Origin of the sequence: Amycolatopsis jiangsuensis, assembly GCF_014204865.1 — a bacterium.
GTDB classification, from domain to species: domain Bacteria; phylum Actinomycetota; class Actinomycetes; order Mycobacteriales; family Pseudonocardiaceae; genus Amycolatopsis; species Amycolatopsis jiangsuensis.
This window is the reverse complement of record NZ_JACHMG010000001.1, coordinates 6,856,093-6,883,071: the sequence shown is the minus strand read 5'-3', so window position 1 is coordinate 6,883,071 and position 26,979 is coordinate 6,856,093. Positions and strand designations below refer to the sequence as shown.

At 70.5% G+C, this 26,979-nt stretch carries 30 protein-coding genes; 10 read left to right on the top strand and 20 right to left on the bottom strand.

The features are described 5' to 3' along the window. Window positions 1-746: 746 nt before the first annotated feature. Window positions 747-2,519, bottom strand: coding sequence for an aa3-type cytochrome oxidase subunit I (ctaD, locus tag BJY18_RS31290; protein ID WP_184783478.1), 1,773 nt, complete (start codon window positions 2,517-2,519; stop codon window positions 747-749). A gap of 134 nt (window positions 2,520-2,653) precedes the next feature. Between ctaD and BJY18_RS31285 the strand changes: the two genes are divergently transcribed. Further along, window positions 2,654-3,484, top strand: a complete 831-nt coding sequence (locus BJY18_RS31285) for a phosphotransferase (protein ID WP_184783477.1) — start codon at window positions 2,654-2,656, stop codon at window positions 3,482-3,484. On the opposite strand, the gene BJY18_RS31280 is transcribed toward BJY18_RS31285, so the two are convergent. Further along, window positions 3,477-4,220 carry an alpha/beta fold hydrolase gene (locus BJY18_RS31280; RefSeq protein WP_184783476.1) on the bottom strand — a complete coding sequence of 248 codons (744 nt, stop codon included), beginning with the start codon at window positions 4,218-4,220 and terminating at the stop codon, window positions 3,477-3,479. The two genes, BJY18_RS31285 and BJY18_RS31280, sit on opposite strands and share 8 nt — an antisense overlap. A gap of 59 nt (window positions 4,221-4,279) precedes the next feature. On the opposite strand from BJY18_RS31280, the gene BJY18_RS31275 reads away from it, so the two are divergent. Continuing rightward, on the top strand, window positions 4,280-4,777 hold the full coding sequence (locus BJY18_RS31275; RefSeq protein ID WP_184783475.1) for a GNAT family N-acetyltransferase: 498 nt from the start codon (window positions 4,280-4,282) through the stop codon (window positions 4,775-4,777). A gap of 97 nt (window positions 4,778-4,874) precedes the next feature. On the opposite strand, the gene BJY18_RS31270 is transcribed toward BJY18_RS31275, so the two are convergent. Together BJY18_RS31270 and BJY18_RS31265 are read right to left on the bottom strand one after the other, a co-directional pair. Further along, window positions 4,875-5,171: an Rv1322 family protein gene (locus BJY18_RS31270; RefSeq protein WP_184783474.1), complete on the bottom strand. Its 297-nt coding sequence runs from the start codon at window positions 5,169-5,171 to the stop codon at window positions 4,875-4,877. Window positions 5,172-5,285: 114 nt separating this feature from the next. Continuing rightward, complete coding sequence (locus BJY18_RS31265) at window positions 5,286-6,410, bottom strand: alkaline phosphatase family protein (RefSeq protein ID WP_184783473.1); 1,125 nt, start codon at window positions 6,408-6,410, stop codon at window positions 5,286-5,288. A gap of 45 nt (window positions 6,411-6,455) precedes the next feature. On the opposite strand from BJY18_RS31265, the gene BJY18_RS31260 reads away from it, so the two are divergent. Next, window positions 6,456-6,653 (top strand): FmdB family zinc ribbon protein, encoded by a 198-nt coding sequence (locus BJY18_RS31260; RefSeq protein WP_184783472.1) that lies wholly within the window; start codon window positions 6,456-6,458, stop codon window positions 6,651-6,653. On the opposite strand, the gene BJY18_RS31255 is transcribed toward BJY18_RS31260, so the two are convergent. After that, window positions 6,650-7,762: a trans-sulfuration enzyme family protein gene (locus tag BJY18_RS31255; RefSeq protein WP_184783471.1), complete on the bottom strand. Its 1,113-nt coding sequence runs from the start codon at window positions 7,760-7,762 to the stop codon at window positions 6,650-6,652. The genes BJY18_RS31260 and BJY18_RS31255 overlap by 4 nt on opposite strands. Before the next feature lie 59 nt (window positions 7,763-7,821). Between BJY18_RS31255 and BJY18_RS31250 the strand changes: the two genes are divergently transcribed. Continuing rightward, window positions 7,822-8,316, top strand: a complete 495-nt coding sequence (locus BJY18_RS31250) for an Lrp/AsnC family transcriptional regulator (protein ID WP_184783470.1) — start codon at window positions 7,822-7,824, stop codon at window positions 8,314-8,316. Here BJY18_RS31250 and BJY18_RS31245 read toward each other — a convergent pair. The 7 genes from BJY18_RS31245 to BJY18_RS31215 form a co-directional block, all read right to left on the bottom strand. Beyond that, the gene (locus BJY18_RS31245; protein WP_184783469.1) at window positions 8,310-10,079 is read right to left on the bottom strand and encodes a 3-hydroxyacyl-CoA dehydrogenase family protein; all 1,770 of its coding nucleotides are present in this window, start codon (window positions 10,077-10,079) and stop codon (window positions 8,310-8,312) included. The genes BJY18_RS31250 and BJY18_RS31245 overlap by 7 nt on opposite strands. Window positions 10,080-10,195: 116 nt before the next feature. Then, window positions 10,196-10,876 (bottom strand): dihydroxyacetone kinase phosphoryl donor subunit DhaM, encoded by a 681-nt coding sequence (gene dhaM, locus BJY18_RS31240; protein WP_184783468.1) that lies wholly within the window; start codon window positions 10,874-10,876, stop codon window positions 10,196-10,198. Next, on the bottom strand, window positions 10,873-11,496 hold the full coding sequence (gene dhaL / locus BJY18_RS31235) for a dihydroxyacetone kinase subunit DhaL (protein WP_184783467.1): 624 nt from the start codon (window positions 11,494-11,496) through the stop codon (window positions 10,873-10,875). Before dhaL ends, dhaM begins: the two co-directional genes overlap by 4 nt. After that, entirely contained in the window at window positions 11,496-12,497 is a 1,002-nt protein-coding gene (gene dhaK / locus BJY18_RS31230; protein ID WP_184783466.1) for a dihydroxyacetone kinase subunit DhaK, read from the bottom strand. The genes dhaL and dhaK overlap by 1 nt, the downstream gene beginning before the upstream one ends. An 85-nt stretch (window positions 12,498-12,582) precedes the next feature. Further along, window positions 12,583-13,572: a DUF3558 domain-containing protein gene (locus BJY18_RS31225; protein WP_312874014.1), complete on the bottom strand. Its 990-nt coding sequence runs from the start codon at window positions 13,570-13,572 to the stop codon at window positions 12,583-12,585. Between the two features lie 47 nt (window positions 13,573-13,619). Continuing rightward, window positions 13,620-13,892 (bottom strand): hypothetical protein, encoded by a 273-nt coding sequence (locus BJY18_RS31220; protein WP_184783464.1) that lies wholly within the window; start codon window positions 13,890-13,892, stop codon window positions 13,620-13,622. A 10-nt stretch (window positions 13,893-13,902) separates the two neighbouring features. Next, a complete protein-coding gene (locus BJY18_RS31215; RefSeq protein ID WP_184783463.1) occupies window positions 13,903-15,600 on the bottom strand; it encodes a sodium:solute symporter family protein in 1,698 nt (565 codons plus the stop codon). A gap of 266 nt (window positions 15,601-15,866) precedes the next feature. Between BJY18_RS31215 and BJY18_RS31210 the strand changes: the two genes are divergently transcribed. Next, window positions 15,867-16,298 carry a hypothetical protein gene (locus BJY18_RS31210; protein WP_184783462.1) on the top strand — a complete coding sequence of 144 codons (432 nt, stop codon included), beginning with the start codon at window positions 15,867-15,869 and terminating at the stop codon, window positions 16,296-16,298. Between the two features lie 9 nt (window positions 16,299-16,307). Here the strand turns inward: BJY18_RS31210 and nucS are convergent, their stop codons facing one another. Further along, window positions 16,308-16,967, bottom strand: a complete 660-nt coding sequence (gene nucS, locus BJY18_RS31205) for an endonuclease NucS (RefSeq protein WP_184783461.1) — start codon at window positions 16,965-16,967, stop codon at window positions 16,308-16,310. A gap of 37 nt (window positions 16,968-17,004) precedes the next feature. Between nucS and BJY18_RS31200 the strand changes: the two genes are divergently transcribed. Then, on the top strand, window positions 17,005-17,544 hold the full coding sequence (locus BJY18_RS31200) for an NUDIX domain-containing protein (protein ID WP_184783460.1): 540 nt from the start codon (window positions 17,005-17,007) through the stop codon (window positions 17,542-17,544). 62 nt (window positions 17,545-17,606) lie between these two features. Here the strand turns inward: BJY18_RS31200 and BJY18_RS31195 are convergent, their stop codons facing one another. Together BJY18_RS31195 and BJY18_RS31190 are read right to left on the bottom strand one after the other, a co-directional pair. Beyond that, complete coding sequence (locus BJY18_RS31195; protein WP_184783459.1) at window positions 17,607-18,380, bottom strand: enoyl-CoA hydratase-related protein; 774 nt, start codon at window positions 18,378-18,380, stop codon at window positions 17,607-17,609. Further along, window positions 18,353-19,351, bottom strand: a complete 999-nt coding sequence (locus BJY18_RS31190; RefSeq protein ID WP_184783458.1) for a GlxA family transcriptional regulator — start codon at window positions 19,349-19,351, stop codon at window positions 18,353-18,355. Before BJY18_RS31190 ends, BJY18_RS31195 begins: the two co-directional genes overlap by 28 nt. A gap of 72 nt (window positions 19,352-19,423) precedes the next feature. Between BJY18_RS31190 and BJY18_RS31185 the strand changes: the two genes are divergently transcribed. Further along, entirely contained in the window at window positions 19,424-19,969 is a 546-nt protein-coding gene (locus BJY18_RS31185) for a cysteine hydrolase family protein (protein WP_184783457.1), read from the top strand. 10 nt (window positions 19,970-19,979) lie between these two features. Here BJY18_RS31185 and BJY18_RS31180 read toward each other — a convergent pair whose 3' ends face one another. Next, entirely contained in the window at window positions 19,980-22,004 is a 2,025-nt protein-coding gene (locus BJY18_RS31180) for an ethylmalonyl-CoA mutase (protein ID WP_184783456.1), read from the bottom strand. A gap of 179 nt (window positions 22,005-22,183) precedes the next feature. Between BJY18_RS31180 and BJY18_RS31175 the strand changes: the two genes are divergently transcribed. Continuing rightward, window positions 22,184-22,810 (top strand): LysE family translocator, encoded by a 627-nt coding sequence (locus tag BJY18_RS31175; protein ID WP_184783455.1) that lies wholly within the window; start codon window positions 22,184-22,186, stop codon window positions 22,808-22,810. A 10-nt stretch (window positions 22,811-22,820) separates the two neighbouring features. Here BJY18_RS31175 and BJY18_RS31170 read toward each other — a convergent pair whose 3' ends face one another. After that, window positions 22,821-23,177, bottom strand: coding sequence for a Uma2 family endonuclease (locus tag BJY18_RS31170; protein WP_246459023.1), 357 nt, complete (start codon window positions 23,175-23,177; stop codon window positions 22,821-22,823). Window positions 23,178-23,285: 108 nt separating this feature from the next. Next, window positions 23,286-24,560: a UDP-N-acetylglucosamine 1-carboxyvinyltransferase gene (murA, locus tag BJY18_RS31165; RefSeq protein WP_184783454.1), complete on the bottom strand. Its 1,275-nt coding sequence runs from the start codon at window positions 24,558-24,560 to the stop codon at window positions 23,286-23,288. 60 nt (window positions 24,561-24,620) lie between these two features. Here murA and BJY18_RS31160 point away from each other — a divergent pair, with 60 nt between their 5' ends. After that, window positions 24,621-25,187, top strand: a complete 567-nt coding sequence (locus tag BJY18_RS31160; protein ID WP_184783453.1) for a cob(I)yrinic acid a,c-diamide adenosyltransferase — start codon at window positions 24,621-24,623, stop codon at window positions 25,185-25,187. Continuing rightward, the gene (locus tag BJY18_RS31155) at window positions 25,169-26,071 is read left to right on the top strand and encodes an alpha/beta fold hydrolase (protein WP_184783452.1); all 903 of its coding nucleotides are present in this window, start codon (window positions 25,169-25,171) and stop codon (window positions 26,069-26,071) included. Before BJY18_RS31160 ends, BJY18_RS31155 begins: the two co-directional genes overlap by 19 nt. A 17-nt stretch (window positions 26,072-26,088) precedes the next feature. Here BJY18_RS31155 and BJY18_RS31150 read toward each other — a convergent pair whose 3' ends face one another. Then, a complete protein-coding gene (locus BJY18_RS31150) occupies window positions 26,089-26,523 on the bottom strand; it encodes a DUF2550 domain-containing protein (protein ID WP_184783451.1) in 435 nt (144 codons plus the stop codon). A gap of 27 nt (window positions 26,524-26,550) precedes the next feature. Beyond that, a complete protein-coding gene (locus BJY18_RS31145) occupies window positions 26,551-26,916 on the bottom strand; it encodes a F0F1 ATP synthase subunit epsilon (RefSeq protein ID WP_184783450.1) in 366 nt (121 codons plus the stop codon). Between the last annotated feature and the right edge of the window lie 63 nt (window positions 26,917-26,979).

Genomic DNA, 26,979 nt, shown 5'->3' with positions numbered 1-26,979 from the left:
ACGGCGGTCCCCGCGCGCTCCGGGTGGCAAGGCGCGCTCCGCGTGGCAAGAGAGGGGCAGGCCGCCCCGGGCCGGTCGCCTCATGGCGTCTCAGGCGGGTGTACGGACCCACGCCCGGCTCACGGCCTCGTGCCCAGGACACCTGGCGAAACGGTCCGTCGCCCCGGCCGAGGGGCCAGCCTCCGGGCTCGATTCGGGTCCCGGGCGGAGGGCCCAGCCGCCAGCGGCCGATCCGGGCGCAGGAACCGGTTTCCATCGCCGGTCCGGGTGCCGGGCGGAGCGCGCAGTCTCCAGGGATGGATCAGGTCCCGGCGGAGGGCGCAGTCGCCAGGGACGGATCCGGGCCCCCGGCGCAGGGCCCAGCCGCCGGCGACCGATCCGGGTCCCGGGCGCGGGGCACGGTCTCCACGGGCCGATCCGGATCCCGAGTGGAGCGCGCAGTCGCCAGGGGCGGATCAGGTCCCGGCGGAGGCGCAGCGGAGGCCCCGGCCCCCGAGACCGGCCTCTTGCGCGCGGAGCGTGCCGGGCCCCCGGGACCAAAGCAGCCCCGGACCAAAGCAGCCCCGGACCAAAGCAGCCCCGGAGACCGACCTGGCTCCCGGGCGGAGCAGGCCGGCAGCCCAGCCTATCGGCGTGCATCCGGGCGACGGCACGAACACCGCCAGCCCCGGTCGGTTCCGGGTACGGCAAAGGCGGGCAACCCAGCTGATGGAGGGTTGCCCGCCTTTGTCGAGTCCTGCGGGTGGTTACTGTTCGCCCGCGTTGTCCTTGCCGTGCTCGCCCGGCATGGTGGCGTCGACCAGTTTCTGCGAGGGGGCGCCGCCGTGGCGGGCCTTGCCGAAGAAGCCGATCTCGCCCTCCGCGTGCAGCCGCTCCACCATGTGCGGGTAGTGCAGCTCGAACGCCGGGCGTTCGGAGCGGATCCGGGGCAGTTCGGTGAAGTTGTGCCGCGGCGGCGGGCAGGACGTGGCCCACTCCAGCGAGTTGCCGTAGCCCCACGGGTCGTCGACCGTGACGATCTCGCCGTAGCGGTAGCTCTTGAACACGTTCCAGATGAACGGCAGCGTGGACGCGCCCAGGATGTAGGCGCCGATCGTGGAGATCGTGTTCAGCGTGGTGAACCCGTCACTGGCCAGGTAGTCGGCGTACCGCCGCGGCATGCCCTCCGCGCCGAGCCAGTGCTGCACCAGGAACGTGCCGTGGAAGCCGATGAACGTGGTCCAGAAGTGCCACTTCCCGAGCTTCTCGTCCATCATCCGGCCGGTGATCTTCGGGAACCAGAAGTAGATGCCGGCGAAGGTGGCGAACACGATCGTGCCGTAGAGCACGTAGTGGAAGTGCGCCACCACGAAGTAGCTGTCCGACACGTGGAAGTCGATCGCGGGCGCGGCCAGCAGGATGCCGGTCAGACCGCCGAAGAGGAACGTGACGAGAAAGCCGATCGAGAAGATCATCGGCGTCTCGAAGGACAGCTGGCCCTTCCACATCGTGCCGATCCAGTTGAAGAACTTCACGCCGGTCGGCACCGCGATGAGGAACGTCATGAACGAGAAGAACGGCAGCAGCACCGCTCCGGTGGCGTACATGTGGTGCGCCCACACCGCGACCGACAGGGCCGCGATCGCCAGCGTCGCGAAGACCAGTCCCTTGTAGCCGAACACCGGTTTGCGGCTGAACACCGGGAAGATCTCCGTCACGATCCCGAAGAACGGTAGCGCGACGATATAGACCTCGGGATGGCCGAAGAACCAGAATAAGTGTTGCCAGAGGATGACCCCGCCGTTGGCCGGGTCGAACACGTGCGCGCCGAGATGCCGGTCCGCCAGCAGGCCCATCAGCGCCGCGGTCAGGATCGGGAAGGCGAGCAGGATCAGGATGCTGGTCACCAGGATGTTCCAGGTGAAGATCGGCATCCGGTACATGGTCATGCCGGGCGCGCGCAGGCACACCACGGTGGTGACCATGTTGACGCCACCGAGGATGGTGCCGAGACCGGAGACCACCAGACCGGAGATCCACAGGTCGGCGCCGACGCCGGGCGAGTGGATCGCGTCCGAAAGCGGGGTGTAGGCGAACCAGCCGAAGTCGGCCGCGCCACCCGGGGTGAGGAAGCCGGACAGCACGATCAGGCCGCCGAACAGGTACAGCCAGTAGGAGAACGCGTTCAGCCGCGGGAACGCCACGTCCGGCGAGCCGATCTGCAGCGGCAGCACGAAGTTCGCGAACCCGAACAGGATCGGGGTGGCGTACAGCAGCAGCATCACCGTGCCGTGCATGGTGAACAGCTGGTTGTACTGCTCCTGCGAGAGGAACTGCTGACCCGGGCGGGCCAGCTCGGTGCGGATCAGCATCGCCATCGCGCCGCCCGCCATGAAGAAGGCGAACGACGTGACCAGGTACATGATCCCGATCTGCTTGTGGTCCGTCGTGCGGAACAACCGCAGCAGGTACGAACCCTTTGCCGACTCGCGCACGGGGTATGGGCGCGTGGCGATCGGCTTCGGGGCTACGGCCGTCACTCCTGCCTCCAACACTGCAACTGTGGTGGTCATCGTCCGGGTCGTCCGGGCTCAGGCGGACCTGGTCCGGGCGGTTAGCAGGATCGTAGCCCTCGTCACCGACAGTCGCTCGCACCGGCTGCTTAGATCACGGGATGACCGACCCGTACACGGCCGCCGCGGTCTTCGCGGCGCTCGCCACGGGGCGCCGGCTCGGGCTCGCCACCGACCGCGCGGAGGTGCTTCACGCACGGTCGAACGTGCTGGTGAGAATGGGTCCGGTGGTGGCGCGGGCACCCGGCGCCACCCGGGTGGCGCGACCGGACCCGGCCGGCTGGCTCGCCCGCGACGTGGCGGTGTCGCGCCACCTCACCGAACGTGGTGTGCGCGTCGTCTCACCGACCATCGATCCCCCGGCCGGACCGCATTTCACGGAAGGACTGCCGGTCACGCTCTGGCACTGGACCCGGCACGATCCGGACCATCGGCACACCGCCAGCGGCACGGCGCGGTCCCTGGCCAGGGTCCACGAGGCGTTGCGTGACTATCCGGGCGAACTCCCCACCCGCGGCCCCGTCGAGGACCTGCTGCGGATGCTGGACTCACACGGTGCCTCGCTGGCCGGCGAAGCCGACCGCATCCGGACGGAAACGGTGCGGCTCGCGCAAGAGCTGCCCACCGGCCCAGGCCGGCCACTGCACGGCGACGCGCATCCGGGCAACCTCGTCGAGACGCCCGACGGGCCGTGCTGGCTCGACTTCGAGGACACCTGGCGCGGACCGCTCGAATGGGACCTCGCTGTCCTCGCGAGGCAGGGCGGCCCGGACATGCTGGCCGCGTACCCCGGCGAAGCGGACGAAGCGGTACTCGCCACGTGTACGCGGCTTCGCGAGCTGTTCGCGGTCGTCTGGCAGCTTCTGGTCACGAAGCGTTTTCCGCGCCGTGACGAGGAAGCGCGAGCGGCGTTGCGTGCCTTTCTCAGCTGATCGGGTACCAGCCCAGGATCGCCTCGGTCACGCTCGCGGGCGCTTCCAGCGGGGTCAGGTGCCCGGCGTCCGGGATGACCGTCAGTGTCGGGTCCGGCAGCGCCTCGACCATGGTGTTCGCGGCGTCGAGCGGGGTGATCCCGTCGTGTTCGCCGACGAGCACCAGCGCCGGGATGTCGGCCTGGCGCAGCAGTTCCCGGGAGTCCGGGCGGTTCCGCATCGCGCGGGCGGCCCAGGCGACCCCGGACGGCGGCTGGGCGTCGATCAGGTCACGCACATGGCCGGCGAGCTCGGCGGAGGCGGTGTCCGCGAGCAGGCCGGGCACGCTCTGTCCGGCCAGCCAGCCGGTGACGCCCTCAGCTTCGGCGCGGTCTGCCAGGTCGAGCCGGTTCTGTGCGGCTTCCGGGGTGTCCGGGGTGGCTTTCGTGTCGATCAGGACCAGCCCGCCGATCCGTTCCGGGGCGAGGCGCAGGACGGCCATCGCCAGGTAGCCGCCCATCGAACAGCCGCCGAGCACCACCCGGTCGAGACCGAGTTTGTCGAGCAGTGCCAGCACGTCGCGGGCGGCGTCGGCCAAGCCGGGTTCGCGGCCGGTCTCCGGAAGCGGGCTTCGGCCGAAACCGCGCTGGTCGGGGGTGATCACCCGGAGCCGTTCCGCCAACGGAGCACGCACCGGATCCCACATCCGGGCGTCGAGCGGGAAGGCATGCAGCAGCAGGAGGGGCAGTTCGGTCATGGCCGTGATTGTGTCTCCTCCCCGGGAATTCCGTCGTACCCGGCGGCTAGCGTCGGGGGGTGCTGAACGAGATCGAGACGGAGCGGCTGGTGCTGCGCCCGTTCGTGGAGACCGACCGTGCGGCCATCCTGGCACTGCACGCCGATCCGAGGGCGAAACGGTCCGACCCGGATTCCCCGGACGCGGCCGTGCTGCCGGGGCTGTTCGACGGCTGGCTGGCGCATTGGGCGGAACACGGTTACGGCTACTGCGCGGTCCGGGAGCGCGGTCACGCGGAGGTGATCGGCCTCGCCGGGGTGCGCACCCGGAACCACCGCGGGGAGACAGTGCTGAATCTGGCCTACCGACTGAGTCCGGCGTACTGGGGGCAGGGCTACGCGGTCGAGGCGGCCAGGGCGGTGGTGGGCTGGGCGGAACGGGAAGTGCCGTCGATTCCGGTGCTGATCAGCGTCAACGTGGCGAACACGCCCTCGTTGCGGGTGGTGCAGAAGCTGGGGTTCACGCGGTATGCGGAGGAAATCTGCGGCGGGACGCCTTCGCGGCATTTCCGGCGGTGAGGCGGGGCTGTGCGCGGCAGGAGGCCGGCCAGCCGGCCGAGGCTCACCAGCGCCAGCGCGGCGCAGGACGGCGCTCGTTCGGCCGGCCGCCCGAGGCTCACCAGCGCCGGCCGGGGCGGCGGCGGGAACGGGCCTCCCAGCACGGGCGGTGCCAGTGCCTGCGGTCGGCCACCCCGCCGGTCTCGTCGGCGGGCCAGGTGACCAGGTGCGGCGTGCCGGGGCGGATTTCGTGGTCACACCCCGGGCAACGGTAGGTCTTGCCGGCCTGGGCACCCGGGACGGTGCGCACGAGCCAATCGCCGTCCGGGGCCGATTCGGTGCGGGCCCAGCCGCTCACCGCACCGGGTTCCGGGCGTCCGGCCGGGCCGGGGTGAGGCCGGTTGCGTCGGGGCACGCGTCCACGGTAACCGGCGGGTCCGGGAGCCGCCGGGACCGGCTGCCTCAGCCGGCCGCGAACACCAACGGCACCAGCGGCCTCAGCCGACCGCCAACACCACCCGCAGCAGCCTCAGCCGGCCGCCAGCACCAGTGGCACCAGCTGCTCCGCTTCGGTGAGCGAACCGTGCTGGCCGAGCAGGGACGATTCGGCCGCCTCGGCCAGTTCGCGGACCATGCCGAACGTTCCGCGGGCCGCCGCGACCACGTTTCCGATCCGCGGACGGACGCGGTCGCTGACCGAGGTGCCGAACCAGCCCTGCTCGATCGCCTCGTCGCGGGAACGTACCCAGGCCCGTTCGCCCAGCACGGACTGCCACGCGGCGAGCACGTCGGCCTCCGCGCCGGGTTCGGTGTACGCGTGCCGCGCCCGCACTTCGCCGCCGAACGCGCGGACGCCCTCCAGCAGCTCCGGAGTGGACTCGAGGTCGAGCTTCTCGCCGATCCGCACCATGCCGTGATCGGCGACGACCGCGAGCAGCGCGCCTGCCGGCAGCCCGTCCACAAGGGACTCGACAAGCCGGTCGACCTGCCTCAGCTGCATCCGCCACGCGGTCGAGCCCGGGCCGTACAGATGCCCGACCAGGTCCAGCTCGCTGTGGTAGGCGTAGCAGAAAGACCGCCCTGCCAGCACTTCCAGCGTCCGCGCGGCCAGGTCGCCAAGGGCGTGCACGCCCTCGTACCGCGCGCCGCTCTGGGTCGCTCGGGTCAATGCGGTGTCGGAGAACTGCGCGGACGACACCACAGCGGCGTCGACTCCGGCCGCGGCAGCGCGCTCGAACGTCGTCGGCAACGGCTGCACTTCGCGCGGCGGCAACGCACCACGCAGGTCACTGCCGTCGTCGTGGGAACGCCAGCGCAGCGCGTTCAGCACCCCGACACCCGGAACCTCGAAGGTGTACCCGACCATCCCGTGCTCCCCCGAGGCGAGGCCGGTGCCGATGGCCGCGACGCCGGCCGCCGTGGTCGACGGAAAACCGACGCGCAACGGACTTTTCGCCAGTTCGGTCAGCACCGGTGCGTCGGCGGCGTGTTCGGACAGCAGCTGCCAGCCGAGCCCGTCGATGAGCAGCACGCAGGCGCTGCGTGCCTCCGGCACCGCCAGCGTGCCGGATTCCCCTGGCACCCCCAGCATGGCGAGCAGGGAAGGGACAACCTGACCGAGGTGCGGAACATCCGCGTACTGAGGCACATCCACCCGGACAGCTTCCCACTGCCGCCCTCCGGCGGCGATAATCCCCGCATGCCCACCTACGCCTACCGCTGCCGCGACTGCACCGGAACGTTCGAGCTCCAGCGGCCGATGGCCGAATCCGCCGCGCCGGCACCGTGCCCCGAGGGACACACCGACACGGTGAAGCTGCTGACCACCGTCGCGCTGACCGGTTCAGCCGCCTCCGCGCCGTCGGGTGGCTGCTGCGGGGGCGGCTGCTGTGGTTAAGCGGCCTTCAACGCTTGGTCGAGGTCCTGCCACAGGTCTTCGACGTCTTCGAGCCCCACGGAAAGCCGGAGCAGTCCGGCAGTGATCCCGGCACCGGTGCGGTCGTCCTCGGCGACGATCCGGTGGGTGAGCGACGCCGGGTGCTGGATGAGCGTGTCGACGCTGCCGAGGCTCACCGCGGGCGTGATCAGCCGGACCGCGCCGATCACCGCGTGCGGGTCGCCGGTCACCTCGAAGGAGACGAGCGGACCGCCCAGCCTCGGGTAGTGCACGCTGCGCACGGCGGGGTGCGTGCCGAGCCGTTCGACGAGTTCAGCCGCCGTCGCGGAGGCGGCCTTCACCCGCAGCGGCAACGTGGAAAGCCCGCGCAGCAACAGGTATCCCGCCAACGGATGCAGCACCCCACCGGTCGCGAACCGCAGACCACGCAGGCGAGCGGCCTCCTCGGCGCCGCAGGCCACGACTCCACCCATCACGTCGCCGTGGCCGCCGAGGAACTTCGTGGCACTGTGCACCACGAGTCGCGCGCCGTGCCGGCCGGGCCGCTGCAGTACCGGGGTCGCGAAGGTGTTGTCCACCAGGACCGGCACCGCGCCACAGGCGTCCACCAGCTCGGCCAGGTCGGTTTCGGACAATGTGGGGTTCGCCGGGCTTTCCACGAGGACCAGCCCGGTCTCCGGCCGCAGCGCGCCGGCCACTTCCTCCGGCGCGGCCCAGGTGACCTCGGTGCCGAGCAGGCCGCTGGTGAGCAGGTGATCGGTGCCGCCGTACAGCGGGCGCACCCCGACGATGTGCGGCTTCCCTTGCGACACAGCGGAAAGCAGGCAGGCCGACACCGCGGCCATCCCACTGGCGAACGCCACCGCGTGGTCGAATCCCTCCAGCTCGGCCAGCGCCCGCTCGAATCGCTCGACCGTCGGGTTGCCGATCCGGCCGTAGATCCCGGTGACCTCGCCGCCCGCTGCGAACTCGTCGATCCGCCGGGCCTCCTCCGCACTGTCGCGTGCGGGGTAGGTGGTGGAGAAGTCGATCGGGGCGGCATGCAGACCGAGGTCGGCGAGATCGTCGCGGCCGGCGTGGACAGCGCGGGTGTGCAGGGCGGAAGTCATACCGACCACGCTCGGCCACCAGCCGGGTTCGACGCAAGATTTTCGGATAAAGTTCGGCAATGACGGATGTACTCGAACTGAGCCCGGTTGATCTCGAAATCCTGCGAGTGCTGCAGAACGATGCCCGGACGTCGAACAAGGACCTGGCCGCCACCGTCGGGCTGGCCCCCTCCACCTGCCTGGACCGGGTCAACCGGCTGCGCGAGGCGGGTGTGATCACCGGCCAGCGCGCGCAGGTCGACGCGGCGTTGCTGGGACGCCCGCTCGAGGCTTTCCTGTTCGTGCAGGTCCGTCCGCACCGGCGGCCGCTGGTCGAACGGTTCGTCGCGCATCTGCTCGGCCTGCCGGAGGTCCGCGCCGTGTACCACCTGACCGGCCCGGACGATTTCCTCGCGCACGTGGCCACCACGTCCGCGGCCGACCTCCAGCGCCTGGTGATGGACGAACTGACCTCCCGCGACGAAATCGCGCGCGTGCACACGAACCTCGTCTTCCAGCAGTGGCAGGGTGGTCCACTGCTGCCACCGGAAGACCGCCGCCGAACCGCTCAGTAGTCGCGGAAACCCTTGCCCGCCTTGCGTCCGAGCCGTCCTGCGGTGACCAGGTGCTCCAGCAGCGGTGCGGGCGCGAAGCCTTCCTCGCGGTATTCGCCGAACAGGGTGCGCTGGATGGCCAGTGCGACGTCGAGGCCGACCACGTCGAGGAGTTCGAACGGGCCCATCGGCAGCCGGCAGCCGACCTTCATCGCGGTGTCGATGTCGTCGGCCGACGCGTAGTGCGCTTCGAGCATCTTCACCGCGTCGTTGAGGTAGGGAAACAGCAGCGCGTTCACGATGAAGCCGGCTCGATCGCCGCACTGCACCGGATGTTTGCCGAGCGCCGCGCAGACCGCGTTCGCGGTCGCGGTGACCTCCGGGGCGGTCGCGATCGTGCTCACCACCTCCACCAGCTTCATCGCCGGCGCGGGATTGAAGAAGTGCAGGCCGAGCACGTCCTCCGGCCGTGACGTGGCCGCCGCGCAGGCGATCACCGGCAGCGAGGACGTCGTGGTGGCGAGCACCGCACCCGGCCGGAGCACCGCGTCGAGCGCCGCGAACACCTCCCGCTTCACCGAAAGCTCCTCCGCAACGGCCTCGACCACGAGGTCGGCATCGGCGAGGCCGGAGAACGCGGCCACCGGCCGGATCCGCTCGTAGGCCACGGATGCGTCCTCTTCGGACAGTCGCCCCTTCGTCACGGACCGATCCAGCGAGGTGCGCACCTTCGCCACCGCGGCCGCGGCCTTTTCCTGGCTCCGCGCCCGGAGAACCACGTCGAAACCGCGCTTCGCGAACACCTCGGCGATTCCGGTGGCCATGGTTCCGGTGCCGACCACGCCGACCGTGCGCACTGTCCGCGCGCCGGTCTTTCCGGCAGAATCCACAGTGGACTCACGGCCCACCACGACCGGGGAATCCGGCGACTCGTAGGCGTAGAACCCACGTCCGCTCTTCCGGCCGAGCCGTCCCGCGGTGATCATCTGCTTGAGCAACGGTGCCGGTGCGTGCAGCCGGTTGCGGGACTGGTGGTACATCGTGTCCAGGATTTCCTGCGCGGTGTCCAGACCGATCAGGTCGAGCAGCGCCAGCGGACCCATCGGATAGCCGCAGCCGTACCGCATCGCGGCATCGAGGTCTTCCCGGGTGGCGTAACGCTGTTCGTACATCCGCACGGCGTGGTTGAGGTAGCCGAACAACAGCGCGTTGGCGATGAACCCGGCCCGGTCGCCCATCACCACCGGCGCCTTGCCGAGCCGGCGAGCGAAGGCCACCACCTCCTCGACCACCTCCGGCTCGGTGACCACGGTGCGCACCACCTCGACCAGCTCGAGCACCGGCGCCGGGTTGAAGAAGTGCATCCCCACGACCTTGCCCGGACGTGCGGTGTGCACGCCGATCTCAGTGATCGACAGGGAGGACGTGTTGGACGCGAACACCACGTCCGCGCCGGTGATCTCGTCCAGCCGCGCGAACACTTCCGCCTTCGCCGCCAGGCTTTCCGGGATCGCCTCGATCACCAGGTCTACTTCGGACAGCTCGGACAGTGAAGTGCCACAACGGATCCGCCCGAGCAGCGCCGTCTGCCCGGCGTCGGTGAGCTTGCCGCCGGCCACCGCGCGTGCGGTGGAGTGACGCAGGTGGCCGAGCCCGCGTGCGACGCCGGCGGCGTCCAGTTCCACCGCGACCACGTCGAGTCCGCTGCGGGCGAGCACCTCGGCGATGCCCGCGCCCATGGTGCCGAGACCGACCACTCCGACCGTCGAGATTTCCCGTGCCACTGCCGGCCTCCGGAGGTTACCCGCTGGTAGTTTCCGGCCACTGTGCCACGCGGGCCCTCCGGAGGGCACTTCGGAATCGAGTCAGTCACGGTGAAGTCACCCGGACGGCGACCGGTTTACTCACCGAAGTTCGTGTTCACCAGCTCGGTGATCTTCGCGATCGCTGCGGCCGCCTGCGCACCCCTTGCCCGGACCACGATCCGGTCCCCCTGCCGCGCACCCAGCGACATCAACGCCAGCACGCTGTGGCCGTCGGCCTCCTGCTCACCCAGGCGCACCGACACCTCCGCCTCGAACGACGCGAGGCTGCGCACCAGCACAGCCGCCGGACGCGCATGCAGGCCCACGTCGTTGTTCAACGTGAGTTCCTTCTCCTCCACGCCTTCCTCGGCCGGCGCGTCGACCGCCGCCAGATCGGGAGCGAGACCGGCGCTCGCCGCGGCCTCGCCGACCGCCTTGCGGTCCGCGCCCGACTGGGCGGCCACGGCCGCCGCCACGGCGCCTTCCACGAGCGGCGCATCGACCACCACCGCGGCGGAAGGATCGGCCAGCGACTCCACCGCCAGCTCCGCGGTCATCTGCGCGCTGCCGAGGTCGTAGAGCAGCACCACGCCGTCGCCGGAGTCGGCTCGCTGGGTGGCGGCCACGACCTCGTCGTAGTCGGTGCCGAGGCCGCCATCGCCGGACAGCCCACCGGCCGCGGCGATCCGCACCTCCGGAGCCATCTGCGCGGCCAGTTCGGCCAGCCCTTCGGCCAGCTTGGCGCTGTGCGACACGAGAACGATTCCGACAGTCACCGGGCCGCCTCCGCGAACGCACGCAGCAGCAGCGCCGTGGAACGGGCCCCCGGATCGAGGTGTCCCACCGCCCGCTCGCCCAGGTAGGACGCCCGGCCCTTGCGCGGCACCAAGTCCACGGTGGACTCAGCGCCACGGTCGGCACCGCCGGCCGCGGCCGTGAGCACCTCGGCCACCGACCCACCGGCTGCTCCCTCGGCCGCGGACAGGGCCGGGATCAGCGCGTCGACCATCGTCGCGTCGCCGCCGACCGCCTTGCCTCGCGCCTGTACTCCCTCCAGCGCCGCACGCAGTGCTTCGACCAGCTGCCCGGCGTCGACCTCCGCCGCGTCACCGAGTTTCGCCGACGCACGCAGGAAAGCCGTGCCGTACAACGGACCCGCTGCCCCGCCGACCTTGGAGATCAACGTGGTCGCGGCGAGCTTCGCGACCGCGGCGGGGGTCTGCGGCACGCCGGCGTCCAACGCGGCGACGATCGCGGCGAAGCCCCGGTTGAGGTTCTCGCCGTGGTCCGCGTCGCCGATCGCCCGGTCGAGGTCCACCAGCTCGGCGCGGTGCTCGGCGATCACCTCGGCGGCGGACCGCAGCGCCGCGGCGAAACCTTCGGCAGAACACCCCATCAGATCCCCCACCGCAACGCGGGAGTGCGCACCGGCGCGTCCCAGAGCTGCGTCAGCTCGTCGTCCAGTTTCAGCAGGGTCAGGCTGATGCCCTGCATCTCGAGGCTCGTGACGTACGGGCCGACCAGCCTGCGTTCGACCACGATGCCACGCTCGGCCAGCAGCCGCTCGGCGATGCCGTGCGCGAGGTAGAGCTCCAGTGCCGGGGTGCCGCCCATCGAGTTGGTGAACAGCAGCACCCGGTCCCCGGAGGCGAACGGCAGATCGGACACGACCGCCTCGACCATCCGGGCGACCAGCGCGTCGGCCGGTTCGGCCGGTATCCGTTCGCGGCCCGGCTCGCCGTGGATGCCGATCCCGAACTCGATCTCGTCCGGGCTCAGGTCGAAACTGGGCTCGCCGGCGTGCGGCACGGTCGGCGCGGTGAGCGCCACCCCGATCGAACGCACCTGCCCGACCACCTTGCGTGCCAACGCTTCCACTGCGTCGAGCGAATCACCGCGCGCGGCCGCGGCACCGGTGATTTTCTCCAGCAGTACGGTGCCGCCCACGCCGCGGCGGCCGGCGGTGAACGTCGAGTCCTTCACCGCCACGTCGTCGTCGATGACCACGCTGCGCACGTCGAGGTCCTCGGCCGCGGCCAGTTCCGCGGCGGTCTCGAAGTTCAGCACGTCACCGGTGTAGTTCTTGACGATCAGCAGCGCACCTGCCGCCCCGGTGACCGCGGAGAGCGCGGCCTGCACCGCGTCCGGCGTGGGTGAGGTGAAGACCGGGCCGGGCACCGCGGCGTCCAGCATGCCCGGCCCGACGAACCCGCCGTGCAGCGGCTCGTGCCCGGAACCACCACCGGACACCACGGCGACCCGGCCCGCCACCGGGGCGTCCGCCCGGACGACCAGCGCCGGATCGTCCTGCACCCGCACGAGGTCGGCGTGCGCGAGCGCGAGGCCTCTCAGCGACTCCGCGACCACGGTGGCCGGATCGTTGATGATCTTCTTCATACGGGGGCCTCCGGCACGTCGGCGTGGTGGATCCCCCCAACCTAGTGCCTGTACCGCCCGCGCGGAGAGTCCGTGACGGCGGCCTTCACGGCTGCGGCAGTTTCGCGGCCAGCTGCTTCGAAAGGGTCACGGCCTTGCCGCACGGATCGTCGCTCGCCGCCTCAGCGTCCGAGTTGCTGTACTCCAGCTGGGCGATCTCGACGTCGCCTGCCTGCCACGGCCGGTGCTGCCAGTGCACCTGGCAGCTCGACCCGCCGGAGGTGCCCTGCTTCCGGAACGCCTGGCTCGGCGTGCCGACGTCGGCCTTGAGCCAGCCACTGCCCTCCAGTGGCGGGCGGCCCGGCAACAGCAGCACCTCGACCCGGGCCGTGCTGCCCCATTGACAGCTGTGCAGCCCGGTGGCCTCGGGCTCGGCGCCGGTGAGCACGCCGTCCACCGCGGACTGGCCGAGTACCGCGCACGGATCGGCGGCGAGCAGGCTTCCCTTGCTCGGCGCGTACTTCTGCGGCGCGTTGTGCAGGGTCTTCGCCGCCGCCGTGGCCAACGTGCGCCCGACCGGGCAGGCGTCCCCGCCGGAGTAGTTGATGTCGAACGAGATCCCGAGATCGGGCTCGCGTGAGGTGAGCACGCTGACTGTGCACGAGCCGGCGCCGGCGGGCGCCTCGACCTGCGGCAGGCCGCCGACCTGCCCGGTGGTCCTGTCCGCGGCGGAGAGCACCGTCGCACCGACGGTGACCTCGACCGAGATGTCCTTGCCACCGGGATCGGTCACCGAGCCCCGGCACACGTCGAACCGCACGCCGGACGGCGACGGCTCGTCCTGCGGGGTGCCGAGCTGCTCGAGCACGTCCTGCCCGACGAACTGGCAGGGCTGCAGTTCGCGCAGCACCTCCGGGGCGGCCGCCGGATCGGTGATCGGCCCGGCGGGATCGCCGCCTGCCGAGGCCGGGACGGTCGTGCGCGCGAAATTCTCCTTGCCCAGCTCCGGCCCGCCGCACGCGGACACGGCCAGCGCGGCGGCGATGAGCAGGACGAACAGCTTCGGGAGCCGGCCGGGCCGGCGATCGTGCACCACGTCCGGCAACCTAGCGGGACGAGCCGCCGGACGTGGTGGCAACCCGGTTATTCGCCCGCTTCCGCGGCGGCCGTCTCGGTCGACGGCGGCACCACGAGCGGGCGGATGACCGTCCACAGCACGAATACCGCGGTGACCACCAGCAGGCCGATCCCGGCCCACAGGTTGATGTTCACCCCGGCTGCCTTCACCTTGTCCGCTTCGGAGGTGAAGGCGATACCCAGCACGGTCAGGACCACGCCGTACACGCCGAGCAGCAGCGCGATGATGAGCCGGATGTCGAAGGCGCCCGCCTTGTGCGGCCGCGAGGACTCGGTCATGCGGGCCTCCTCAGAAGATGATGTTCAGGGCGATGGTGATCACGAGCACGATGCCGGCCAGCAGGCCCGGCTTGCGGTACCAGCCCGCGTTCTCACCGGTGTCGTCGTGCTTGAGTGAACCACGCGGCGTCAGCGAGTACACCAGCCCGGCCAGTTCGGCCTCCGCCTTCGGCTGGGTGGCCAGCGAGACCGCGACACTCACCACGATGTCCACCACGAACGCGCTGCCGGCGGCCACGAAGCTGATGCCCTGCCCGGTCAGCGGGAGGATCTCCGCCTGCGACAGGCCCCACACGGTGACCGCGCTCAGCGTGCCGAACACCAGGCCGCTCCAGCCGGCGTGCGGGGTCATCCGCTTCCAGAACATGCCGAGGATGAACGTGGCGAACAGCGGCGCGTTGAAGAAGGAGAACAGGTCCTGCAGGTAGGTCAGGATGTTCGCCGAGTTCGACGCGATGAAGGCGGTGCCGATGGCCAGCACGGTGGCCACGACCGTGGTGGTCCGGCCCAGCTTCAGGTAGTAGCCGTCCGGCTTGTCCTTCTTCACGTACGTCTGCCAGATGTCGTACGTGAAGACCGTGTTGAACGAGCTGAGGTTCGCCGCCATCCCGGCCATGAACGAGGCCAGCAGACCGGCGATCGCGATGCCGAGGATGCCGTTCGGCAGCAGGTCCCGCATCAGCAGCAGCAGCGCGTTGTTCGGCGTGACACCACTCGGCGCGGTACCGCCGTCGAGCAGGATCCCCTTGTCGGCCAGGTACTCCGGCACGACCACACCGGCGATCATGCCGGGGATGATCACGATGAACGGGACCAGCATCTTCGGGAACGCGCCGATGATCGGCGTGCGCCGCGCGGCGGACATGCTCTTCGACGCCATCGCGCGCTGGACCTCGACGAAGTTCGTGGTCCAGTACCCGAAGGACAGCACGAACCCGAGACCGAACACGATGCCGAGCACGGACAGGAAGTTGTTGCCGAAGCCGGTCAGGTTGTCACCGGGCCAAGAGTTCAGCTGGTCGGTGCCACCGGGACTGTTCGTGATCTTGTCCACCAGGCCCTGCCAGCCACCGACCTTGATCAGGCCGACGATGGTGAGCGGCAGCAGCGCCACGACGATCACGAAGAACTGCAGCACCTCGTTGTAGATCGCCGCGGAGAGACCGCCGAGCGCGGTGTAGCCGAGCACGATCGCGGCGGCGATCACGATGGACAGCCACAGCGGCCAGCCCAGCAGCAGGTTCACGACGCTGGCCAGCAGGAACAGGTTCGCGCCCGCGATCAGGATCTGCGCGGCCGCGAAGCTGATGCCGTTGACCAGGTGCGCGGGTTTGCCGAACCGGCGGCGCATGAACTCCGGGACACTGCGGACCTTGGAGCCGTAGTAGAACGGCATCATCACCAGGCCGAGGAACAGCATCGCCGGAATGGCGCCGATCCAGAAGTAGTGCACGGTCGGCAGGCCGTAGAGCACCCCGTTCGCGGACATGCCCATGACCTCGACCGCACCGAGGTTCGCGGAGACGAACGCGAGGCCGGTCACCCAGGCCGGTAGTGATCGGCCGGAGAGCAGGAAGTCCAGACTGCTGGACACCTGCCGCCTGGCGAGATAGCCGATGCCCAGCACCAGCAGGAAATAAAACGCGAGTTCGATGTAGTCGATCGGACTCGCGTTGAGCCGCAGGTTCGCGTCGGCGAGGACGAGCACCCGGCCACCTCCGAATCAAACATTCTCCCACAGGAAACACCATCGTTCCTGTCCGACGGGGACAGTACTGCATGGATTCCGAAGGGTCACGCCGACTCCGGGAAATTTTTCCGACCCGTGTCTGACCTGTGAGTTCACTGTGCGGACCGGCCGGCGTGTGCGGTCGTGGTCGATCCCGTGGCAGCGGCGTTTTCACCGGGAGGGGTCCCATCCGATTCCGCCTAGCGTGCCCGTATTTCCGACCCTGCCCGAAAGGACCCGCTCCGATGCCCGATTCCGCGTTCCGCCCCCGCATGCCGGGCCGGCTCCGTGCCGCGCTCGCGTTCGTCTTCGTCCAGGCGCTGTTCAACGGATTCTTCGGTGTGCTCATGCAGGTGGAGGTGAGCGACCGCCAGGACCACGGACAGGACGTGGACGGAGTGCTGTACTTCGCCGAGTTCGTGTCCTACTTCTTCGCGGTGGCGCTGGTGGCGTCGGCGGTCATCATCCTGCTCGGCTACGACTGGGGTCGCTGGCCGCTGCTGGTGCTGGAAGGACTGGCCGCGCTCAACGGCGTGATCACCCTGGTGTCCGGTGGGTTCACCGCGCTGGTCGGCCTGCTGCTGGCGGCGCTGGTGATCTCGACGCTGTTCCACGACACGGTCCGCTCGTGGTTCGACGCGAAGGCCTACCAGCGGCGTGGTGGATCGGCGGCCTGAGCGGCCGCCTCAGAACAGCCGGAACTCGTCCGATTCGACGCCGCGCAGCGCGTCGTAGTCCAGGGTCAGGCAGCGGATCCCGCGGTCCTCGGCCAGCGTCCGGGCCTGGGGCTTGATGATCTGCGCGGCGAACACACCCTGGACCGGGGCCAGCAGCGGATCGCGGTTGAGCAGTTCGAGGTAGCGGGTGAGCTGCTCGACGCCGTCGATCTCGCCGCGGCGCTTGATCTCCACGGCCACCGAACGGCCCTCGTGATCGCGGGCCATGATGTCCACCGGGCCGATCGCGGTCGGGAACTCGCGGCGCACCAGCGTGTAGCCGTCGCCGAGGGTTTTGATGTGCTCGGCGAGCAGCTCCTGCAGATGCGCCTCCACGCCGTCCTTCTGCAGCCCCGGTTCGGCCCCGAGTTCGTGGGCGTGGTCGTGGTAGATCTCCTCGATCGAGATGACCAGCTTCTCGCCCTGCTTGTTCTCCACGATCCAGAGCTTGCCGTCCTCGATGAGCCAGCACGGCGGGCTCATCCAGTTCAGCGGCTTGTAGGCGCGGTCGTCGGAGTGCACCGACACCGAACCGTCGGACTTGACGAGCAGCAGGCGGGTGGCCATCGGCAGGTGGGCGGTGAGCCTGCCGGCGTAGTCGACCTGGCACCGAGCGATCACGAGACGCACCCGCCGAGGGTAGGACAGCCTCGGCGATACTCGTCGGGTGGACCCCATTCAGCGTGTCGCGACCCGCGAGGTGTACCGGAACAACTGGATGACGGTGCGGGAGGACGCCATCCGCCGCGCGGACGGCAGCCCCGGCATCTACGGCGTGGTCGACAAACCGACCTACGCACTGGTGATTCCCCTCGACGGCGACCGGCTGCACCTGGTCGAGCAGTTCCGTTATCCGGTGGGCGCGCGGCGCTGGGAGTTCGTGCAGGGCACCGCACCCGACCTCGCGGAGGTCCCGCCCGCCGAGCTGGCCCGCCGCGAACTGCGCGAGGAGACCGGCCTGCGCGCCGAGACGATCACCGAGCTGGGGTTGCTCGAGGTCGCCCCCGGCATGGCCAGCCAGCGCGGGCACGTGTACCTGGCGACCGGCCTGACCGAGGGCGAACCGGAACGCGAGCCGGAGGAACAGGACATGCGCACGGCGTGGTTCGGCCGTGGCGAGGTGGAGAAGATGATCGCGGCCGGCGAGATCACCGACGCGCAGACCATCGCCGCGTACACCTTGCTGCTCCTCCACGAACGCCGCTGACCCTTGTGGCGTACTGGGGCCGGTTCTCATCGGACTCAGCACGCAGTTCGGAGGAGGAGGGGTCAGTCCGGCCACTCCGGTTTGCGCTTCTCCAGGAACGCCGCCATTCCTTCGCGCGCGCCGGGCAGTTGCGAGGCCGAGGCCATCACTTCCAGCGCGATCCCGTACGCGTCGGCTTCCGGGCGGTCCAGCTGTGCGTACAGCGTCTGCTTCCCCATCGCCTTGCTCGCCCGGCTGCCGCGGGTCGCGCGGGCCAGCAGTTCGGCCACCGCCGAATCCAGCGACTCGTCCGGCACGACCCGGTTCACCAAGCCCCAGTCCAGTGCCGTGGCCGCGTCGACCACGTCGCCGGTCAAGGCGAGTTCCATCAGGCGTTTCCGGCCGATCGCGCGGGCCACCGGGACCGCGGGCGTGTGGCAGAACCAGCCGCCCTTCCCGCCCGGCAGGGCGAAACCGGCGGATTCCGCGGCGACCGCGAGATCGCACGAAGCGACCAGCTGGCAGCCCGCGGCGGTGGCCAGCCCGTGTACGCGCGCGAGCACCACCTGCGGGACCGACTGCATCGTGCGCATCAGCTCCGTGCACAAGGTGAGCAGCTCACGCACGCCCATCAGGTCGCGCGCGGCCACGTCGCCGAAGTCGTGTCCTGCGGAGAACACCGGGCCGGCTCCGGCCAGCACGATGCCGGTCGCATCGGACTCCCCGGCCTCCCGGAACGCCGCGAGCAGTTCGGCCAGGTGCTCGGCGGACAGCGAATTGCGCCGCGCCGCACGGTTCATCGTGACGGTGATCGTGTCGCCGTCCCGCTTCACGAGGAGGTGTTCGTACTCGCCCATGCCCCGACCGTAACCCCGTGGCCGCGCGAACGGAACGTGCGCCGGTAGGAGTCCGGGCCGACGCCGGCTTCCGTCCGCAACCGCCGCCGCAGGTTCGCCGCGGTGCCCAGCCCGGAGCGTTCGGCGACGCGCGACACCGGAAGGTCGGTTGTCTCCAGCAGCCGTTGCGCGTGCCGCACCCGTTGCACGAGCAGCCAGCGCCCGGGCGTCACTCCGGTCGCCGCGCTGAACTCGCGGTGAAAGGTGCGCGTGCTCATCCCCGCGTGCCTGACCAGGTCCGGCACGCCGATACCGGAGTGCAGCCTGCTTGTCGCCCAGTCCATAGTGGACGCGATACCGGGCTGGGAAGCCCTTGCGGGCAAGGGGGATTCGACGTACTGCTGCTGACCACCCTCGCGCGCCGGCGGCATCACGAGACGGCGCGCGAGCCGGGCGGCCACCTCCGCGCCGTGGTCGCGCCGGACCAGGTGCAGGCACAGGTCGAGCCCGCCGACGACTCCGGCGGACGTCAGCACGCCGTCGTCCTCGGTGTGCAGGACGTCGCGGCACACCCGGGCGGCGGGCGCGGCGACGGCCAGCTCGTCGAGATGCCGCCAGTGCGTGGTCGCCGGCCGGCCGTCGAGCAATCCCGCGGCCGCCAAGGTGAACGCGCCGGTGCACAGGCCCGCCACGGTGCTGCCGGCCCGAAGCGCCCGGCGCAGCGCCGCGCGGACGGCCGCAGGCACCTCGGCCAGCGGGTCGGCCCGGCCGGGCGCAAGCACCAGATCGCAGCCCTCGAGCCCGGTCAACCCGTGCGTCGCGGCCACGTCGCCGAACGGGGACAGCGAGCTGCGCGCCCGCCCCGGCGCGCAGAGCCGCATGGTGAACGGGCCGATCCCGCTGTCGGTGCGGTCCTGCGCCCACACCTCCGAGACCACGGCGAGGTCGAACGCCCGGCTGCCCGGCAGGAGCAGCACCCCGATCGTGTGCATGGCAGAAAAGTACCGCACGGCGCTCCTTCTGCCATTCCCCGGACGGCCACCGCACCGGCCAGGCTGGCAGCCATGACCGCACTCCTTCTCATCGACGTCCAGCGTGGATTCGACGACGCCGCCTTCTGGGGCCGCCGCAACAACCCGGCCGCCGAGGCCAACATCAAGGCACTGCTCGACGCGTGGCAGATGCGGCGCGACCCGATCGTGCTCGTGCACCAAGATTCGGTCGAACCGGATTCTCCACTGCGTCCCGGCCAGGCGGGCAACGACTTCACGACGGAACTCGACGGCGCCCGCGCCGATCTCGTGTTCGGCAAGGAGGTGAACTCGGCGTTCATCGGCGACGTCGACCTCGATGCCTGGTTCGAGCGGCACGGGATCGACAGCTTCGTGCTCGCCGGGATCCAGACCAACTTCTGCTGCGAGACCACCGCCCGGATGGGCGGGAACCTCGGCTACGACGTCACTTTCGCTCTCGACGCGACCTTCACCTTCGATCTGGCCGGACCGGACGGCGCGGTGCTGAGCGCGGACGAGCTCAGCCGGAGCACCGCGACGAACCTGCACGGCGGCGGGTTCGCCACGGTCACCTCGACCGCACGAATCCTCGGATAGCGGGCGGCGCTCAGTCCGCGGCCAGCCCGTGGCGTTCGCGCACGAGGTCGACGATGCCGGCCATGATGCCGGTCAGCTCGTAGTCCTTCGGCGTGAACACCCTGGCGATCCCGCGTTCGGTGAGCAGCGCGGAATCGTCCGGCGGGATGATGCCGCCGACGATCACCGGGACGTCCCCGGCGCCCGCCGCGCGCAGCCCGTCCACCACCAGCGGGACGATCTCCAGGTGCGAACCGGACAGCACGGACAGCCCGACCACGTGCACGCCCTCCTGCACCGCGGCCGCCACGATCTGGTCCGGGGTCAGCCGGATCCCTTGGTACACCACCTCGAACCCGACGTCCCTCGCCCGCACCGCGACCTGCTCGGCGCCGTTGGAATGCCCGTCCAGCCCGGGTTTGCCGACCAGGATGCGCAGTCGCTCACCCAGTTCCCGCTCGGTGCGCCGGACACGCTCGCGCACCCGCTGCAGCTCCGGGTCACCGCCACCGGCCGCGGCAGCCGCGGAGACCCCGGTGGGCGCACGGTATTCGCCGAACACTTCCCGTAGCGCGCCGGACCATTCACCGGTGGTGACCCCGGCTCGCGCACAGTCCACAGTGGCCTCAAATAGGTTGTCCGAAGTGGACGCCTTGGCGCGCAATGCGGTCAGCGCGGCGGCCACCGCGTCGTCATCCCGCTCCGCACGCCATTTCTCGATCGACGAGACCGCGGCCTTTTCCACCGCCGGGTCGATGGTCTCGATCGCGTTGGCCCCTTCGGCCTGCAGCGGCGACGGTTCGGTGGTGTCGAACTTGTTGACCCCTACCAGAATCCGCTCGCCGCTTTCCATCCCGCGCCGGTACTCGGCCAGCGATGCGACCAGCTGCGACTTCATGTAGCCGCTCTCCACCGCCGCCACCGCACCACCGAAATCCTGTACCCGCGCGATCTCCTCGCGTGCCCCGGCCACGATCTCGTCCACTTTGGCCTGCACCACGTGCGAGCCGTCGAAAATGTCCTCGTACTCCAGCAGATCGGTCTCGTACGCCAGCACCTGCTGCATCCGCAACGCCCATTGCTGGTCCCACGGCCGGGGCAGGCCGAGCGCCTCGTTCCAGGCCGGCAGCTGGATGGCTCGCGCCCGCGAACCGCGGGAGAGCGAAACCGCGAGCATCTCCAGCACGATCCGCTGCACGTTGTTCTCCGGCTGCGCCTCGGTCAGCCCCAGCGAGTTGACCTGCACGCCGTAGCGCAGCCGCCGTGCCTTCGGCTCCTCGACGCCGTACCGCTCGCGCGTCAGCTCGTCCCACAGCGTGGTGAACGCACGCATCTTGCACATCTCTTCGACGAACCGCACGCCGGCGTTGACGAAGAACGAGATCCGCCCGACCACCTTCGCCATGTCCGCCTGCGCCACCTGGCCCGAGTCACGCACCGCGTCGAGCACCGAGATCGCGGTGCACAGGGCGTAGGCGACCTCCTGCGTCGGCGTCGCGCCGGCCTCCTGCAGGTGGTAGCTGCAGATGTTGATCGGGTTCCACCGCGGGACATGCCGCACGGTCCAGGTGATCATGTCGGTGATCAGCCGGAGACTCGGCCCTGGCGGGAAGATGTAGGTGCCGCGGGACAGGTACTCCTTGATGATGTCGTTCTGCGTGGTGCCGGTGAGCTTCGCCAGCACCTCGCCCACGTCCCGGCCCTGCGCCTCGGCCTGCTCACGGGCGACCGAGACGTACAGCGCGAGCAACCACATGGCGGGGGCGTTGATGGTCATCGAGGTGTTCGCCTCGGCGAGCGGGATGCCGTCGAACAGCCGCCGCATGTCGCCCAGGTGCGAGACCGGCACGCCGACCTTGCCGACCTCCCCGCGGGCGAGCACGTGGTCCGGGTCGTACCCGGTCTGCGTCGGCAGGTCGAAGGCCACCGAGAGGCCGGTCTGCCCCTTGGCGAGATTGCGCCGGTACAGCTCGTTCGACGCGGCGGCCGAGGAGTGGCCCGCGTAGGTGCGCATCACCCAGGGCCGGTCGCGCTCGTGGTCGGTCGGATAGGGCACGGGGCACCTCTCTCACGCGGAGACGACCGCCCGAGTGTACCCGTCGGTAACTTAGTCGCGGGGTGGAATCGGACACGCCCGGGTGACCTCCGGGCCCCGGGACACGTGTCCCACCCGTCCGGACACTGTGACGGAAATCCGCGCGACGACCGCGGATCCGACCTCTACGCTGGGCACACGTGACGTGGAGTGGGTACAGCAGCTATCTGGTGATCGTGGTCCTGATCGTGCTCGCGCCGGGGCCGGACACGATGGTGATGCTGAAGAACGCGCTGTCCGGCGGCGCGCGGGGCGGATTGCTCGCCACCGCCGGCATCTTCGCTGGCAACGCGGTACAGGGCACGGCCGCGGCGCTCGGCCTGGGCGTCGTCATCGCGCGGTCCCAACCGGTGTTCCTCACGCTCAAGTGGCTCGGCGCCGCCTACCTGGTCTTCCTCGGCTTCCAGGCGCTGCGCGGCGCGTGGCGCGGGAACTACGACACCGTCGCGGAGACCCAGCGCAAGCGGGCGAGCGGCTTCCGGCGGTGGCGCGAGGGCTTCCTGTCGAACATCACCAACCCCAAAGTGCTGGTGCTCTACCTGTCGGTGCTGCCCCAGTTCCTCGACCCCGGGCACACGACGACGCTGGACGCGCTGATCCTCGCCTACACGGTCGCCGTACTGGGCGGGCTGTGGCTGCTGGCCCTGCTGTTCTTCGTCCACCGCGTACGCGCCTGGCTCGGCCGGCGCAAGGTCCGCCGCACCCTCGACGGAGTCACCGGCACCGCCCTCCTCGGCTTCGGCGCGACCCTGGCACTGGAGAGCTGAACGGCTCGGTTCAGAGCAGGGTGGCGAGGTCCAGGGACAGTTCGAACGGATCGGAGACGGCCAGCTTCCGCTGGTGCGCCCCGACCGGGACGTACGAACGAGTGGTGCCGTCGAGCCGGTGGCAGAAGACCGTCAGGCCGCCGATCTCGTCCGTGGCGTTCTCGATGCGCCAGAACCGCGGGATGCCCGCGGCCGCGTATTCGGCGGGCTTGTCGATCTGGTCAACGGTGACCGAGCCGGGTGACATCACCTCGACGACGAGATGGCAGTGCTTCGGCCGGAGCACCGCGTCGAGATCGAGGCCAGCGTCGTAGACGACCAGGTATGGCACCGTCGACGATTTCGATCGCCCGGCAGATGTCCTCATCCAGCGCTTCGTAGTCAGCGGCGGACAAACCACCGGGCGGGAGCACCATCCACTCGGGCAGTGCCGTCATCACGGACCCCGCGTCCGGTTCCCGGATACGGCCGCTGGCTACGCCCGCTCCGGTTCGCCGGTCACGCGGTCGATGCGGGCGCCGAGGCGGTTCAGGTTCTCCACGAAGTGCGGGTAGCCGCGGTCGATGTGGAAGACGTCCCAGACCTCGGTCACGCCGTCGGCGCACAGGCCGGCCAGGACCAGGCCCGCGCCTGCCCGGATGTCGGAGGCCCAGACCGGCGCGCTGGAAAGCTTGTCGACCCCGCGGACCACCGCGTGGTGGCCGTCGGTGCGGGCGTCGCCGGAGAGCCGGATCATTTCCTCGATGAAGCGGAACCTCGCCTCGTAGACGTTCTCCGTGATCATCGACGTGCCCTCGGAGACCGCCGACAGCGCGACCGCGAACGGCTGCAGGTCGGTGGCGAACCCGGGATAGGGCAGGGTCACCCAGTCCACCGCCTTCGGCCGCTCCGGCTGCACCACGCGGAAACCCTTGTCGTCGAACGTGGTCACGTCCGCGCCTGCCAGGCGCAGTTTGTCCAGCACCAGGTCGAGGTGGTGCGGGTTGACCCCGCGCACGGTCAGGTCGCCGCGGGTCATCGAGGCGGCGAACGCCCAGGTCGCGCCCACGATCCGGTCGCCGATCACGCGGTGCTCGGTCGGCTGCAGCTGCTCCACGCCGTGCACAGTCAGCGTGGACGTGCCCGCGCCCTCGATCTTCGCGCCCATCTCGGTGAGCATCGTGCAGATGTCGGCGATCTCCGGTTCACGCGCGGCGTTGTCGATCACCGTGGTGCCCTCGGCGAGCACCGCGGCCATCAGGATGTTCTCGGTGGCACCGACACTCGGGAAGTCGAGCCAGATCTGCGCACCCAGCAGCGTCTCGGCCTTCGCGACCACGCAGCCGTGCTCGATGGTGCTCGTGGCCCCGAGCTTGCGCAGGCCGTTCTGGTGCATGTCCAGCGGGCGCGAGCCGATCGCGTCGCCGCCGGGCAGCGCCACCACGGCCTGCTTGAGCCGGCCCACCAACGGGCCCAGCACGCAGACCGAGGCCCGCAGCTTGCCCATGGCCGGCGAATCCGCCCGGTGCGACAGCTCGGCCGGGGTGGTGATGTGTGCGGTGTCCCCGTCGATCTCGACAGTGCAGCCGACGCTGCGCAGCACGTCCGCCATCAGCGGAACGTCCAGGATCTGCGGGCAGTTCGTGATGGTCGTGGTGCCCTCGGCCAGCAGGGCCGCGGCCATCAGCTTCAGCACGCTGTTCTTGGCGCCGACGACGTCGACCTCACCGACCAGCCGTGCCCCGCCGTGCACGTCGAAGTGCTCGCTCATGGCCGCCAATCATGCCCTCTCGCCCAGGTTTGCCCGACGCGGGGCCGGTAGAGTCGGTGCATGGCCGTTCGCATCAACCGCGTGTACACCAAGGTCGGCGACAGCGGCACGACCGCGCTCGGCGACGGCACCCGGGTGCCCAAGACCTCGGCGCGGCTCGCCGCGTACGCCGACACCGACGAGGCCAATTCGGTGCTCGGACTCGCCGTCGCGCTCGGCGGGCTGACCGACGAGATCGCCGGGGTGCTGCGCCGGATCCAGAACGACCTGTTCGACGTCGGCGCCGACCTGTGCCTTCCGGTGCAGGAGGACCCGCCGTACGCACCGCTGCGCATCACCGAGGCCTACCTCGAACGCCTCGAGCGCTGGTGCGACGAGTTCAACGACCGGCTGCCGAAGCTCACCTCGTTCATCCTCCCCGGCGGCACCGCGGGGGCGGCCTACCTGCACCAGGCCCGCACCGTGACCCGCCGCGCGGAACGGTCCGCATGGGCGCTGGCCGAGCAGGAGCCGGAGACCACGAACCCGTTCGCGGCGAAGTACCTCAACCGGCTTTCGGACCTGCTGTTCATCCTCGCCCGGCTGGCCAACCCCGAGGGCGACGTGCTGTGGCGGCCCGGGGGCTGAAGCCGGCCGGCCTCGGGCTGGCCGCGGCCGGTCTCGCGGCGGGCGGCTGGGCGCTGCGGAACCGGCGGGCCCACGACTGGGCGCGGGCCCGGACCCGGCGTGCCGGGTTCACCGAACGCCGGGTCGAACTCGCGGGTTGCACGCTCACTTACGCCGCCGGATCGGCGGCCGGCACCCCGCCGCTGCTGCTGATCCACGGACAGGGCGCCGACTGGCGGAACTACGCGCCGGTGGTGGTCTCGGGACATTCCTCGGGCGGCCAGCTCGCGGCCTGGCTCGCCGGGCACCGGCCGGATCTGGTCCGGGCGGCCGTGCTCGAGGATCCCCCGCTGTTCACCACCCTGCTGCCGCGGGCCGAGCAGACCTGGAACTGGGCGGATCCGGCCACCACCTGCCACGCGTTCCTGCGCTCCGGCGAACCGGACTGGATCGCCTACCAGTTCGCGCACCAGAAGATGTGGGAGTGCTTCGGCGGCAGCGCGGACCGGATCGTCCGGTCCGGCCTCGCCCGGCACGCGGCACATCCGGACCGGCCGATCGGCCTCTGGTACCTGCCGCCGAGCTGGAACGACCTGCAGCGCTCCATCGCGGCCTACGATCCCCGGTTCGGGGCCGCCTTCCACAGCGGGAGCCGGGACGAAGGCTTCGACCACGAGCAGACGTTGCGCGCCATCGAGGCACCCACCACGCTGATCCACGCGAACTGGAAGTACGGGCCCGACGGGCTCCTGCAGGGAGCCATCGACGGCGCCGACGCCCGGCGGATCGTCTCGCTGATCGCGGACGCCGAACTCGTCGAGGTGAACAGCGGACACGACGTGCACGGCGGGAAACCCGGCCGGTCCACCGACCTCGTCGGTGCCACCGCGCGCCGGGCACGCTGAGCCGGTACCCCCGCGGCTCAGGAGGCGTGCGGCAGCCGACGCCCCGGCGGGGCGGACTCCAGCCAGGACAGGAAGCCGGTGAGCGCACCGGGACCCATCGCGATCTCGATCGCCTCCTGCGTGGGCGACTCACAGCGCAGGACGGTCGATCCTTCGGGCACGGCGTAGGCCTCCGAACCGGAGGGGTCCCGCCGGTCGGCGATCTGCATGCTCTCCCGCTGGAACACCCGGTCCGGGCCGGTGCGCAGGCTCCACACGCGGTACCAGACGAACTCTTCGCCCTCGTACCGGCCGAGACCCAGATGCCAGCTGGCCCGCGGATGATCCGGACGCCAGCGCAACGCGACGCTCACGCCGCCACCACGACGCATCCGGACCCACCGCTGGAGATACCAGCCGACCACGAGCGCAGCCGCGACCAGGAGAATCAGCACCACGATGGCGATCTCCACGGCCCGGCCTCCGCTCGCGTCGCCCGGTCAGACCGATTGCCCGGCCGCGCGGAGCTGGGCCGTGGCCCTCGTCCGCTCCGCCTCGTCACCGGTGGACAGTGCCTCCTGCGCGGCGGCCACGTCGATCTCGTCGGACAGCTCCGCGCTCTCCGCGAGCACGCTCACCCCGGTGGCGGTGACGGACAGGAAACCGCCGTGCACGGCCGCGGTGAGCACCTCGCCGTCGGTCGTGGTCACCTTCACCACGCCACCCTCGACCAGCTGACCGAGCACCGGCTCGTGGCCCGGCATGAGTCCGATCTCGCCCTCGGTGGTCTGTGCCACCACGAAGGTGGCGGTACCCGACCAGAGCCGGCGCTCGACGGCCACCAGCTCCACGGACATCTCAGCCACGTAGCACTCCTTCGCTCGGGGGGTCACCACCGAGTGTAATAGGTCCGGCTTCGGTTACCAGAA

Coding starts and splice junctions, on each gene's coding strand:
- BJY18_RS31250 (WP_184783470.1), top strand. CDS start 7,822: ATGACGGATGTACTCGAACTGAGCCCGGTTGATCTCGAAATCCTGCGA.
- BJY18_RS31195 (WP_184783459.1), bottom strand. CDS start 18,380: ATGGGCGAGTACGAACACCTCCTCGTGAAGCGGGACGGCGACACGATC.
- BJY18_RS31210 (WP_184783462.1), top strand. CDS start 15,867: ATGCCCGATTCCGCGTTCCGCCCCCGCATGCCGGGCCGGCTCCGTGCC.
- BJY18_RS31170 (WP_246459023.1), bottom strand. CDS start 23,177: ATGAGGACATCTGCCGGGCGATCGAAATCGTCGACGGTGCCATACCTG.
- BJY18_RS31220 (WP_184783464.1), bottom strand. CDS start 13,892: ATGACCGAGTCCTCGCGGCCGCACAAGGCGGGCGCCTTCGACATCCGG.
- BJY18_RS31190 (WP_184783458.1), bottom strand. CDS start 19,351: ATGCACACGATCGGGGTGCTGCTCCTGCCGGGCAGCCGGGCGTTCGAC.
- BJY18_RS31255 (WP_184783471.1), bottom strand. CDS start 7,762: ATGACTTCCGCCCTGCACACCCGCGCTGTCCACGCCGGCCGCGACGAT.
- BJY18_RS31185 (WP_184783457.1), top strand. CDS start 19,424: ATGACCGCACTCCTTCTCATCGACGTCCAGCGTGGATTCGACGACGCC.
- murA (WP_184783454.1), bottom strand. CDS start 24,560: ATGAGCGAGCACTTCGACGTGCACGGCGGGGCACGGCTGGTCGGTGAG.
- BJY18_RS31260 (WP_184783472.1), top strand. CDS start 6,456: ATGCCCACCTACGCCTACCGCTGCCGCGACTGCACCGGAACGTTCGAG.
- BJY18_RS31280 (WP_184783476.1), bottom strand. CDS start 4,220: ATGACCGAACTGCCCCTCCTGCTGCTGCATGCCTTCCCGCTCGACGCC.
- BJY18_RS31160 (WP_184783453.1), top strand. CDS start 24,621: ATGGCCGTTCGCATCAACCGCGTGTACACCAAGGTCGGCGACAGCGGC.
- dhaK (WP_184783466.1), bottom strand. CDS start 12,497: ATGAAGAAGATCATCAACGATCCGGCCACCGTGGTCGCGGAGTCGCTG.
- BJY18_RS31285 (WP_184783477.1), top strand. CDS start 2,654: ATGACCGACCCGTACACGGCCGCCGCGGTCTTCGCGGCGCTCGCCACG.
- dhaL (WP_184783467.1), bottom strand. CDS start 11,496: ATGGGGTGTTCTGCCGAAGGTTTCGCCGCGGCGCTGCGGTCCGCCGCC.